The following is an 11813-nucleotide window of genomic DNA, read 5'->3' on the forward strand; positions in this document are numbered from 1 at the left end:
TAATGTTGAGCGGAAAAGAAAATTAGAGGTGAACTTTTTTGGGACTTCATGTCGTTTTATATCAACCAGAGATTCCAGCTAATACTGGAAATATTGCGCGTACATGTGCAGCAACAAATACAACACTTCATCTGATTCGTCCGCTTGGTTTTTCGACAGATGACAAAATGCTGAAGCGTGCTGGACTCGATTATTGGAAGTATGCCAATGTGGTCTATCATGATTCGCTCGATGAATTGTTTGAGGCCCATCCGAAGGGGCAATTCTTCTATATCACAAAGTTTGGCCAAAAGCCGCATACAACGTTTGATTACTCTCAGTTAGATGAAGACTATTTCTTCGTCTTTGGCAGAGAGACAAGTGGGTTGCCGAAAGATTTGATTGAACGAAATATGGACCGCTGTCTTCGTTTACCGATGACAGAGCATGTTCGTTCGCTTAATCTATCGAATACAGCAGCGATCCTTGTTTATGAGGCACTTCGCCAGCAGCAATATCGAGATCTCATATAAGATCATGATGAAAGCCGAGATACCCATCTCGGCTTTTTTATGTGAGATTAGAATCAGGGTGATGAAAAATATGACTTATTTATACTTTTTTTACATGTTGAAAATAGATATGATGATAGATTGCATTTTCAAAAATGATGAATCCATTAGGAGGAATAATGAGATGAAAAAACTACTGATTACTAGTGCCGTTATCTCAGCTATTTTAATGGGGATCGTTCCAGTCAGTATCCCAGGTCTTTCTCAGACGCAGGAAATAGGAGCAGCGCAATGATCTAAAGGAATTGGCGGGCGTACCTATATCAATAGTAATGGATCTATATTGGTCACAAAAATTCAACTTCCTTCCACGATGAGTGTGTCTAAAGGGGCAGCTTATATTTATTCTGGATTCACAGGATCAAAAGAAGCGGATATTGGTCTTCAATACAGTCCAACCTATAATGTATGGAAACCTACGATGAAGGTAGGAACAAATAATCAAGAAACATATATCGAAGAACATAGTAATTTTACGTATACAAAAGGATTTAAGCCTGGAAGTACTGTTCAAATGACCATTTATAAAAATTTGAATGGACATACAAGAGCGACTTTCTGGGGGACAAACAATGTTGGTTATATAGGGCGCATTATCACAGAAATTCAAAACTCAAACATTATCTCTGTGACCAAATGGAAATTACTTTCGACGGTTGCAGTGACTGACGATATTTATCGGAAAGATATTCGGGCAAACTTCTCTACTCGTTTTACTGATATCACATTAGATAATCGAGCAGTCACACTGGTGATAGATACGCAAGACTTTACTTCGATTCAGGTGTCAGGTAATACAGTGAATATGCAAGTGCTGAAAACAATGAACTAAATGAAAAAAAGGATGTTCCGCTAATGGAACATCCTTTTTTTCATTTACCAGGCTTGCCTTCGTAGCCAGCTGTGAAAATGGATACTAAAAACGTAATGATGACGCCCATCATAATGACCGTTCTCATATAAGCTCCCCCTTATCCCTTTGTTCCTGTCCGCTGCCTGTTTCATATGATGTGAAGTTCGCCTTGAAAAGCAGGAGAAGAAGATCATTTTTCTCCTGTTTTTCCTTTATTATGAAGGGTCTTGCGGATGGTTGTCAATTCAGTTTGCCAATTCGTCATTTTGAAGAACGAAAGCATGTAATAGGACGCCTGCGCATAGATTGTAAAACAGTATCTGATTACTAGCTTCAATCTTGAAAGAGGAGGTTCATATGGATATTTTAAAGAAAATTGAACAGCACAGAGAAGAAGAGCAGCGTCTCAAATGGGAAGGCACATTCAGCGATTATTTAGACATTATTAAGGAAAATCCACTTGTCGCTCAATCTGCTCATTCTCGCGTTTATCATATGATTAAAGACAGCGGGATTGAAGAGGAGAATGGGGTCAGAACCTACAAATTTTTTGATCAGGAGCTTTTTGGATTAGAGGAATCACTGGAAAGGCTAGTGGAGGAATATTTTCATCCTGCTGCAAAGCGATTAGATGTGCGGAAGCGTATTTTATTATTGATGGGACCGGTAAGCGGCGGGAAATCGACGCTTGTAACAAGGCTGAAAAGAGGACTCGAAGCCTATTCCTTGACAGACAATGGCGCAGTCTATGCGATCAAAGGCTGTCCCATGCATGAAGACCCGCTTCATCTCATTCCGCAAAATCTGCGGGAGGATTTCTATAGAGAATATGGTATTCGTGTGCAGGGGAATTTGTCGCCTCTGAATATGATGAGACTGGAAGAGGAATATGGCGGCAGAATTGAGGATGTAAGGGTTGAGCGGATCTTTTTCTCAGAGGATAAACGGACCGGCATTGGTACCTTCAGCCCGTCTGATCCGAAATCTCAGGACATTGCCGATTTAACAGGCAGCATCGATTTTTCAACCATTGCTGAATTTGGATCAGAGTCAGACCCTCGTGCATACCGGTTTGATGGAGAACTCAATAAAGCAAACCGCGGGATGATGGAGTTTCAGGAGATGTTAAAGTGTGATGAGAAATTTCTGTGGCACCTTCTTTCATTAACGCAGGAAGGAAATTTTAAGGCAGGCCGATTTGCCTTGATTAGTGCGGATGAATTGATTGTCGCTCATACGAATGAAACCGAGTACCGGTCGTTTATTTCAAATAAGAAGAACGAGGCCCTTCATTCAAGAATTATTGTGATGCCGATTCCTTATAATTTAAAGGTGACAGAGGAAGAACGGATTTATCATAAAATGATTTCAGAAAGTGATGTTTCAGACGTTCATATTGCACCGCATACGCTGAAGGTGGCAGCGATGTTCTCTATTTTGACGAGACTCAAAGAGCCAAAGCGTTCTGATATTGATTTGGTGAAAAAAATGCGTCTGTATGATGGGGAAAGTGTCGAAGGCTTTCAATCTGCTGACATAGATGAGATGAAAAAGGAATTTCATGACGAAGGGATGAGCGGAATTGACCCGCGTTATGTGATCAACCGAATTTCATCCACCATTATTCGAAAGAATATGGAATCGATCAATGCACTGGATGTGCTTCGTTCCTTAAAAGAAGGGCTTGATCAGCATCCATCCATTTCAAGTGAAGATCGGGAGCGTTATTTGAATTTTATTTCTGTCGCGCGAAAAGAGTATGACGATATTGCAAAGAAAGAAGTTCAAAAGGCATTTGTGTATTCGTATGAGGAGTCTGCGAAAACACTAATGGATAATTACTTAGATAATGTCGAAGCTTACTGCAATAAAAACAAGCTGCGTGATCCGTTAACTGGTGAAGAAATGAATCCTGATGAAAAGCTTATGCGCTCAATTGAGGAACAGATCGGTATTTCTGAAAATGCCAAAAAGGCATTCCGAGAAGAAATTCTCATTCGTATTTCGGCTTATGCGAGAAAGGGCAAGCGTTTTGATTATAATTCTCATGAGAGATTACGAGAGGCGATTCAGAAGAAGTTATTTGCCGATCTAAAAGATGTGGTCAAAATTACGACATCGACGAAGACACCAGATGAACAGCAGCTGAAAAAGGTAAATGAGGTAGTGGCTAGATTGATTGATGAGCATGGCTATAATTCAACAAGTGCAAATGAACTCTTAAAATATGTAGGCAGTCTTCTGAATCGTTAATAAATGAAGGAGGCATTATTGGAGCACATCCGCACCGGTAATGTCTTTTTTAGAAATGATCGTCATCTTGGATGACGGCAGCATACGATAAAGGAATCGATAGTTAGAAGAATTGCGCAAACAGGTGAGGAGGGGGATGGATGTCCCGGCAAGAAAAAAGTCAGTTTATTGTTTCTCAGGAAGACTGGTCCCTCCATCGAAAAGGCTTTGACGACCAGCAGCGTCATCAGAAAAAAGTCAAAGAGGCGATTAAAAACAATTTGCCGGATCTTGTCACAGAGGAAAGCATCATCATGTCTAATGGAAAAGATGTTGTCAAAATTCCGATTCGTTCATTAGATGAATATAAAATTCGGTACAACTACGACAAGAATAAGCATGTGGGTCAAGGGGATGGAGACAGCCAGGTTGGTGATGTTGTCGCGCGTGATGGATCAGACAGTAAGCAAGGGCAAGGGAAGGGGCAAGGTGCTGGAGATCAAGCAGGTGAGGATTATTACGAAGCAGAAGTTTCATTAATGGATCTGGAGGAAGCGCTGTTTCGTGAATTAGAACTGCCAAACCTGAAACAAAAGGAGCTTGACGACATCATTGTCGAGCAAATTGAATTCAACGATATTCGCAAAACGGGCTTAACAGGAAATATCCATAAAAAACGAACGATGCTGTCCGCATTTAAACGAAATGCGATGACGGGAAGTCCTTCCTTTTATCCAATCTACCCAGAGGATATTAAATATAAAACGTGGAATGAAGTGACCAAACCAGAGTCGAAAGCCGTCGTTTTGGCGATGATGGATACGAGCGGAAGTATGGGACTTTGGGAAAAATATATGGCGAGGAGTTTTTTCTTTTGGATGACACGTTTCTTACGGACAAAGTATGAGACGGTTGATATTGAATTTATTGCCCACCATACGGAGGCGAAGGTTGTAGAAGAGGAACACTTCTTCTCACGGGGTGAGAGCGGGGGGACCATTTGCTCGTCTGTCTATCGAAAGGCACTAGAGCTCATAGACGAACGATATCCGCCGTCACGATATAATATTTATCCTTTCCATTTTTCTGATGGTGACAATCTGACCTCAGACAATGCGCGGTGTGTGAAGCTTGTTCAAGAGATTATGAAAAAAGCCAACTTATTCTGTTATGGTGAAGTGAATCAATACAACCGGCATTCTACGTTAATGTCAGCATATAAGCATATTCAGGATGAGAAATTTAAGCATTATATTTTAAAGCAAAAATCAGACGTTTTTCTCGCATTAAAAAAATTTTTTCAGCAGGAAGAAGTTCTTTCTTAAATAGCACATTTGAAAAAACCTTTCAGCATAAGGGCTGAAAGGTTTTTTGTGTGGAAAAGGAAGGGATCACCAGAAAAAAAGTAAAACTTTCTCTTTGACATTTCAATTTACATTTATTAATATTTAATCTTGTTAAATATAAGTTTTTCAAAAAAGATGCCGATCGTCTTTTCTTCTTTTTCTGCTCTTTGCTCATGAGTGAACAATAAGTATAAATGGGCTGCACACCATTTTTCAGCGGAGTAGATGAAGGGGAAATGTCAGCTTTATGAGCTTGTTTCATATTCTGTCAGATGATGGGCATTCTAAGCTTGCTAAAGCAGATGACACTATATTTTTATACATGAAAGGAGAAACAAAACATGAACAGAGGGCGTTTATTACTAACGAATATTATTGGCCTTATTGTGATTCTTGCTATTATTGCCGGAGGTGCTTATTACTACTACGAAAGCACAAACTTTGTAAAAACAGACGAGGCAAAAGTGACAGGTGATATGTATCAAATTACAGCACCAGCAGCTGGACAAATCAAAGGCTGGGATATCAATGAAGGTGACGAAGTGCAAAAAGACAGCACAGTTGCAAAAGTTGAAGGGGAAGCAAAAACAAACATTAAAGCAGTAGCTGATGGCACATTAGTCAAAAAAGAAGTACAAAACAATCAGCAAGTGCAGCCAGGTACAGTTCTTGGTGAAACAATTGACCTAAGCAAGCTTTATATCACAGCAAATATCAAAGAAACAGACATTAAGAACATTGAAAAAGGTGACAAAGTCGACATCGTGGTAGATGGTGATCCTGATACAACATTTGAAGGAACTGTTGAACAAATTGGTTATGCGACAAACTCAACATTCAACATGCTGCCAGCAACAAATTCAAGTGGTAACTATACAAAAGTGACACAAAAAGTAGCAGTCAAAATTTCAATTAAAAACCCATCTGACAAAGTACTTCCAGGTATGAATGCTTCTGTCAAAATTTCATCTTAATGATGATTGATATTAAAAAATGAAAGGAGGTTGTCTGAGATGGCAAATCAACCTGCAGCGACAAAACAGGGAACAGGCTCCTTGTCTTTACTGATCATTTTAATGGCCGGTTTGTTCGTAGCGATTTTAAACCAAACGCTTCTGAACGTAGCCATGCCCCATTTAATGACTGAATTTAATGTCAGTGCGACGACCATTCAATGGCTTACAACAGGTTACATGCTTGTCAACGGTGTGCTGATTCCGCTATCCGCGTTTTTAATCACACGTTTTGGACAGCGCAGCTTATTCCTAGTAGCCATGATCTCGTTTACACTTGGTACCTTTATTTGCGGTATTGCACCGAACTTTTCTACGATGCTCATTGGCCGCTTGATTCAGGCAATCGGTGGCGGTATCTTGCAGCCGCTTGTCATGACAACAATCCTTTTTATTTTCCCTCCGGAAAACAGGGGGAAAGGAATGGGGATTTTTGGTCTTGCGATGATGTTTGCACCAGCTGTAGGACCAACATTATCTGGTTACATTATTGAACATTATTCTTGGCGTATTATGTTTTATGGCCTTGTACCAATCGGTTTGATTGTCATTATCGCGGCTTTCTTTATGTTTAAAAATATTGTAGAGCCCAAAAAAATCAAGCTGGACACCCTTGGTGCGATTCTTTCAATCGTTGGTTTTGCTTCGCTTCTATACGGAGTGAGTGAAGCGGGGAGTGATGGTTGGACAGATCCGATCGTCTTATCGACGATTATGATTGGTGCGATTGCGATCATTCTCTTTATATTCCAACAGCTAAAAGCTGATAATCCGATGCTTGATTTCCGCGTGTTTAAATACAGCATTTTCTCATTATCAAGTGTCATTAATATCATTATTACCGTTGCCTTATACACTGGAATGTTCTTACTTCCGATTTATCTGCAAAACCTCGTTGGGTTTACTGCATTGCAATCGGGTCTGTTAATGCTTCCAGGGGCACTTGCGATGCTGATTATGTCCCCGATTTCAGGGATCTTGTTTGATAAATTTGGACCTCGTCCGCTTGCGATTGTGGGGATGGTGATTACTGTTGTCACCACATACGAGTTTACAAGGCTGACCATTGATACATCCTATAGTCACATTGTGCTCATGTATGCAGTACGTGCATTTGGTATGTCACTGCTGATGATGCCTGTTATGACAGCTGGGATGAACCAATTACCACAGCATTTAAACAGTCATGGTACAGCGATGTCTAATACATTAAGACAAATTAGCGGCTCGATCGGTACGAGTTTGATCACGACGATTTATACGAATCGGACAACATTCCATTATTCGAATATGGCAGATCAAACGAATACAGCTGACCCATTCTTTATGAATTCATTCCAGACGGCTGTGTCGAATGTGATGCATCATATGGGGATGACAGCTGAAGCTGCCCAAAAATATGTATCCACCCAGCTCTTTACGAAAGCACAGGTCGATTCAAACGTGATGGGCATCAATGATGCTTACATGTGGGTCACATTATTCTGTGCGGCCGGTGTCATTCTCAGCTTGTTCCTGAGAGATGTACGTAAGGATAAAAAACGAAAAGATCAGCAGCATAAGAAACAAGAAATGACGCTGCTTCCAGCACCTAAGGAAGCAAACCAAGATGCAAGATAAGTGTGGAGGGACCGTACATGAAAATTTATGTCGTATACGATAGTGAAGGTGACCATACAAAAGCACTTGCAGAAGCGATTGCAGCGGGCGCAGGTGAAACAGAGCAAGCTGAAGTATTCATTGATCATGTGAAAGATGCGGATATTCGCACGCTTGATCAAATGGATGCGATCATTTGGGGCTGCCCTGGTCACTTTGGTACCATTAGTTCTGGATTAAAGACATGGATTGACCGTCTTGGTTACTTATGGGCAGAAGGAAAACTCATTGATAAAGTCGGTGCTGTTTTCTGTACAACTGCTACAGCGCACGGCGGTTTAGAAATGACGATGCACAATTTGATTACGCCAATGTTCCATCAAGGGATGCTTGTGGTAGGCCTTCCTGGAAATGTTCCAGAGAATGCTTTATACGGCTCTTATTATGGAGCAGGTGTGACATGTCCAATTGATTCTGATGAATTGATTTCTACGGAAGGCATTGAACTCGGGAAAGCATTAGGAAGACGTGTAGCATCAGTCACTGCGTCATTTAAGCGATAAGGAGAGGGTTCTTTTGGCGACGATTATTGTAGCGTTAGTAGCTGCTGTTCTAGTCATTATCGGATTAGTAGCGTTCAATGTCAGACACGCTTCGGTCGAGAAGGAAGAGATCAAAGAAGATGTGTCTAATCAGCCTGACGTGCCGCGCAGTGAGCCAGAAGTTGCGGCGAGACCTGTAGAGCCTGAAGAAGAAGAAAAAGCGTCAGAACCTTCTCAAACGGACGAACACGTGTCTGGCGACGATTTCTATAGACAGGCGCTTCAAAAGTTTAAGCAGCCAGAACCACCTGTCAAAAAAGAAGAACCAGAGACAAAAATGAATGATAATATGTATCGTTCTGCTTTGCAGAAGCTAAAGCAGAAGGACAAATAAAAAGAGAACCTCTCGTCAGGTTCTCTTTTTGATTGCATAAAAAAACCGCCGGCAGAAGCCGAGCGGTTTTCCTTCACTCTATAAAGTGCTAAAAGAGCAGATGCTCTTAAATTACGCTTTGTTAACGTTAGCAGCTTGTGGTCCACGGTTACCTTCAACGATTTCGAAAGAAACTGCTTGACCTTCTTCTAATGTTTTGAAGCCTTCGCCTTGGATAGCAGAGAAGTGAACGAATACATCGTCTTGACCTTCTACTTCGATGAATCCGAAACCTTTTTCAGAGTTGAACCATTTTACTTTACCTTCTAACATGAAATTTCCTCCTAAAGCGATCTTAACGCTTAAATTCACTATTCTTGCTCTTACACAAACTTCAAAGACGAAAACTCTTTCAAAACTTTCTTCTTAAAGATGATACGAACAAAAATAATTACCTTTACTTTACCAGTGTTTGCGGGAAAAAACAACTGTTATACGAAAACTTTTTTAAAAATAATTAGCGCTAACAAATTGAGGAAAAAGCCTATGTTAATTGGCCTCTTTTTCTCTCTGAGAAGCTCACTTGATTTCGGCCAGACTGCTTCGCTTTATAGAGCTCCTGATCAGCCATAATCGGTAATTGTTTGATGTCTGCACTTGTTCCGTGGTAATAAGCACACCCAAGTGATACTGTGATATGAATGGACATTCCATTTTGTAAATAAATCGGCTGATCCGCAATTTTTCTCCGCAATCGTTCTGCAATTTGCCATGTTTTTTCAACTGAACAATTCGGTAGAAGCACAGCAAATTCTTCACCGCCGATCCGTCCGATATAATCAGAGCTTCTTGTGTTTTTGATCAGCCTTGTCCCGATTTCTTTTAAAACGATATCTCCCTCATGATGTCCATATTGATCATTGATGGATTTGAAATAATCGATGTCTATGTAAATAAGGGACATTTGATGGATAGGCTGCTTTAATTTTAGAGAAAAAGCATCATTTAATACCTCATCAAATTTCCGTTTATTTAAAACACCTGTTAAAAAGTCATAATGAGCTTGGAATTTATACAAATTTAACAGCTGATAAGCTTTTGTTTGATGCTCAATGACATAAAAATTAAATAATCCGGCAATATACGAGAAAATCCAATAAGCGAAATGCATTTCAATTGATATTTCATGTGCGATGGTGATAAACAAAATGGTTGCGATCACGTTGCTGATCGTAATAGATAACAGCATTTTCAAGACATGATTGATATGACGTTCAGCAATCAAAAAAGAGGCTGTGGCGATAAATATCATGGAAAAAATATTGATGAAAGAACCGACGTTGGTTTCGATTAATAATCGACCAATAATGACAACACATGCCGCAATGAACGTTTGCGCGATGCCTCCATAAAATGCTGTTAAAATAAGAGGTATATGTCTTAAATCGATGATCGCTGGTCCTGCTTTAATAGAAAAAAACATGATGAGGACACCGAGTAGCCCAGAAAGCATGCCTTTACATAGTTGTCTGAGCAAGGTATCTTCTTTCTTTAAAAACTTCTCTCTAAACACAAGCATAAATAAATAATGGAAAGTGACAAGAATTGTTATATTAATAAAGAGGTCTCTTAGCAAAATAAAATCACCTTTTTAAAATTACTAAAATTTGTTGCAAAAGAAAAGAGAAAAAAGGATAATTAATAAAAATTTCATTGATGAGGGGGTTTAAACAGATGCGAGGAAAACGCTACCCAGATGAAACGGATTGGCTTTCTTTTTTTGAAACAGCCAGTTGGCATGCTTGAAAAACAGATGCCGATTGAATATCAAGAGGAGCGATTTGTCGTAACCATGTCGCTCGCGATGCAGGAGTTTTCCTTAGAGGTCGTTTGAAAAATGAACGCAGACGTTTTAGGGATAAATGATGTTAAAACTGTGCAAGATGTAGAGATAAAAAAAGATCGGAAGGGTGAGAAAGAGCTTTTGCTCATATTAGATACTCGTAACCGCTTCATCACAACGAGTGAAATCACTTTTTTGCCTTCCTTTTGTCTCATGGACAAAGAACATTTTTCAGGAGAATAAACAGGAGCCTTTTTCATGAAGGCTCCTGTTTCATTTATTTGTGCTCGATGTCATTGATCACTTGCTGGATAGATTCATCATCCATCACATTCATGACACTTTCATCAATGTGAAGAGATTGTGCATAAGACTCTCTTGGCTGATGGGTTCTTGATGGTGATTGGTGCTGGTTCGTGTGATCTGGCTGGACAGCGGTAAATGCTTGCTTGATCATTTGCCCAACTTCAGCCGTTCCTTTTGATTCTTTATGGGAGTGTGACTCATGGCGAGACGAGTCATGGTGCTGATGATCATTGCCTTTCATCATTGAAGACATATTCATTTGCGTCATGCTTTTCAGCCTTCTTCGTAATACTGGTGAAAATAATGCAATGATGGCTGTTGAACCTGCGATCATTGCGCCAGTGCTCATGCCTTTTCTTTTCTTAAACAAACGAATCCCTCCATTTGATCGTGATGATACTTCTTCATCATGTTTAGGATGACCAAAGTAGGCTGAATTATGAATTCATTTTGATGAAATAGAAATGTGTGCATAAAAAGTCGATTGGATGAAAAACCTATGAACAAAAGGAGGGAATAATTGATGAATAGGAAATGGATGCTTTCTTTACTACTTGTTCCAACATTGATCACTGCTGGGTGTGGAATGAACAATCAAGGCGATGAGCGAAGAGGAACAATGAATCGACAGTATGAAAATGTCACATATAAGAACGACAACATGAGACAGGATCAGCCAAATGTTCAAACACCTCAGAAAGTCAAAGTGGCAGACAAGGCGTCAGAGCTTGTAGCCAACATGTCTGAAGTGAAAACAGCAAACGTGCTTGTCACAGGAAAAAATGCATTTGTTGCCGTTATGCTTGAAGGTAATAAAAACGGCGATGTGACAGATGATTTGAAAAAGAAAATTTCTGACAAAGTAAAATCAACGGATCAACAAATCGATAATGTGTATGTATCCGCTAATCCAGACTTTGTTGATCGTATGCAAGGATATGGAAAACGTATTAGTAGCGGAGAGCCAATTTCAGGATTTTTCGATGAATTTACTGAAACTGTTCGACGTGTCTTCCCTGAATCAAAATAGCTACGACAAAAGCCGTATGTCATATGCGGCTTTTTTGTTTGGAACCGCACCTTGCGCACCTGACTGCATAAAGTAAAAAATATATCACCTCTTGTTGATCTTTGTTTTTTCATAGAAAGAGAAAG

Annotated in this window: 12 protein-coding genes and 1 pseudogene; 10 read left to right on the forward strand and 3 right to left on the reverse strand. The window is 39.9% G+C overall.

What is annotated here, in order from left to right:
- Positions 1-38: 38 nt before the first annotated feature.
- The 8 genes and pseudogenes from trmL to NPA43_RS04505 all read left to right on the forward strand — a co-directional run bounded on the left by trmL (position 39) and on the right by NPA43_RS04505 (position 8530).
- Entirely contained in the window at positions 39-512 is a 474-nt protein-coding gene (trmL, locus tag NPA43_RS04470; RefSeq protein ID WP_003211950.1) for a tRNA (uridine(34)/cytosine(34)/5-carboxymethylaminomethyluridine(34)-2'-O)-methyltransferase TrmL, read from the forward strand.
- Between the two features lie 163 nt (positions 513-675).
- Positions 676-1383: pseudogene (locus NPA43_RS04475) on the forward strand (YrpD family protein).
- Positions 1384-1761: 378 nt separating this feature from the next.
- On the forward strand, positions 1762-3657 hold the full coding sequence (locus NPA43_RS04480; RefSeq protein ID WP_099728235.1) for a PrkA family serine protein kinase: 1896 nt from the start codon (positions 1762-1764) through the stop codon (positions 3655-3657).
- A gap of 140 nt (positions 3658-3797) precedes the next feature.
- Entirely contained in the window at positions 3798-4961 is a 1164-nt protein-coding gene (gene yhbH / locus NPA43_RS04485) for a sporulation protein YhbH (RefSeq protein ID WP_230030996.1), read from the forward strand.
- Positions 4962-5323: 362 nt separating this feature from the next.
- On the forward strand, positions 5324-5956 hold the full coding sequence (locus NPA43_RS04490) for a biotin/lipoyl-containing protein (RefSeq protein ID WP_007497037.1): 633 nt from the start codon (positions 5324-5326) through the stop codon (positions 5954-5956).
- 39 nt (positions 5957-5995) lie between these two features.
- Positions 5996-7615: a DHA2 family efflux MFS transporter permease subunit gene (locus NPA43_RS04495; RefSeq protein ID WP_099728232.1), complete on the forward strand. Its 1620-nt coding sequence runs from the start codon at positions 5996-5998 to the stop codon at positions 7613-7615.
- 17 nt (positions 7616-7632) lie between these two features.
- Complete coding sequence (locus tag NPA43_RS04500) at positions 7633-8157, forward strand: NAD(P)H-dependent oxidoreductase (protein ID WP_230030995.1); 525 nt, start codon at positions 7633-7635, stop codon at positions 8155-8157.
- Positions 8158-8170: 13 nt separating this feature from the next.
- Positions 8171-8530: a hypothetical protein gene (locus NPA43_RS04505; RefSeq protein WP_099728230.1), complete on the forward strand. Its 360-nt coding sequence runs from the start codon at positions 8171-8173 to the stop codon at positions 8528-8530.
- A 111-nt stretch (positions 8531-8641) separates the two neighbouring features.
- On the opposite strand, the gene cspB is transcribed toward NPA43_RS04505, so the two are convergent.
- Entirely contained in the window at positions 8642-8842 is a 201-nt protein-coding gene (cspB, locus tag NPA43_RS04510) for a cold shock-like protein CspB (protein ID WP_003212277.1), read from the reverse strand.
- 211 nt (positions 8843-9053) lie between these two features.
- Positions 9054-10145 carry a GGDEF domain-containing protein gene (locus tag NPA43_RS04515; protein ID WP_099728229.1) on the reverse strand — a complete coding sequence of 364 codons (1092 nt, stop codon included), beginning with the start codon at positions 10143-10145 and terminating at the stop codon, positions 9054-9056.
- Between the two features lie 120 nt (positions 10146-10265).
- Between NPA43_RS04515 and NPA43_RS04520 the strand changes: the two genes are divergently transcribed.
- Entirely contained in the window at positions 10266-10403 is a 138-nt protein-coding gene (locus NPA43_RS04520; protein WP_249705394.1) for a hypothetical protein, read from the forward strand.
- Between the two features lie 226 nt (positions 10404-10629).
- Here the strand turns inward: NPA43_RS04520 and NPA43_RS04525 are convergent, their stop codons facing one another.
- Entirely contained in the window at positions 10630-11028 is a 399-nt protein-coding gene (locus tag NPA43_RS04525) for a spore coat protein (RefSeq protein WP_099728228.1), read from the reverse strand.
- A 153-nt stretch (positions 11029-11181) separates the two neighbouring features.
- Here NPA43_RS04525 and NPA43_RS04530 point away from each other — a divergent pair, with 153 nt between their 5' ends.
- Positions 11182-11688: a YhcN/YlaJ family sporulation lipoprotein gene (locus tag NPA43_RS04530; protein ID WP_099728227.1), complete on the forward strand. Its 507-nt coding sequence runs from the start codon at positions 11182-11184 to the stop codon at positions 11686-11688.
- Positions 11689-11813: the final 125 nt, after the last annotated feature.

The sequence above is a fragment of the Bacillus pumilus genome (assembly GCF_024498355.1).
Classification (GTDB): Bacteria; Bacillota; Bacilli; order Bacillales; family Bacillaceae; genus Bacillus; species Bacillus pumilus_P.

Bases quoted from the DNA above. Each gene is read 5' to 3' on its own strand.
- NPA43_RS04530 (WP_099728227.1), top strand. From the start codon at position 11,182: ATGAATAGGAAATGGATGCTTTCTTTACTACTTGTTCCAACATTGATC.
- yhbH (WP_230030996.1), top strand. From the start codon at position 3,798: ATGTCCCGGCAAGAAAAAAGTCAGTTTATTGTTTCTCAGGAAGACTGG.
- NPA43_RS04480 (WP_099728235.1), top strand. From the start codon at position 1,762: ATGGATATTTTAAAGAAAATTGAACAGCACAGAGAAGAAGAGCAGCGT.
- NPA43_RS04500 (WP_230030995.1), top strand. From the start codon at position 7,633: ATGAAAATTTATGTCGTATACGATAGTGAAGGTGACCATACAAAAGCA.
- cspB (WP_003212277.1), bottom strand. From the start codon at position 8,842: ATGTTAGAAGGTAAAGTAAAATGGTTCAACTCTGAAAAAGGTTTCGGA.
- NPA43_RS04490 (WP_007497037.1), top strand. From the start codon at position 5,324: ATGAACAGAGGGCGTTTATTACTAACGAATATTATTGGCCTTATTGTG.
- NPA43_RS04520 (WP_249705394.1), top strand. From the start codon at position 10,266: ATGAAACGGATTGGCTTTCTTTTTTTGAAACAGCCAGTTGGCATGCTT.
- NPA43_RS04495 (WP_099728232.1), top strand. From the start codon at position 5,996: ATGGCAAATCAACCTGCAGCGACAAAACAGGGAACAGGCTCCTTGTCT.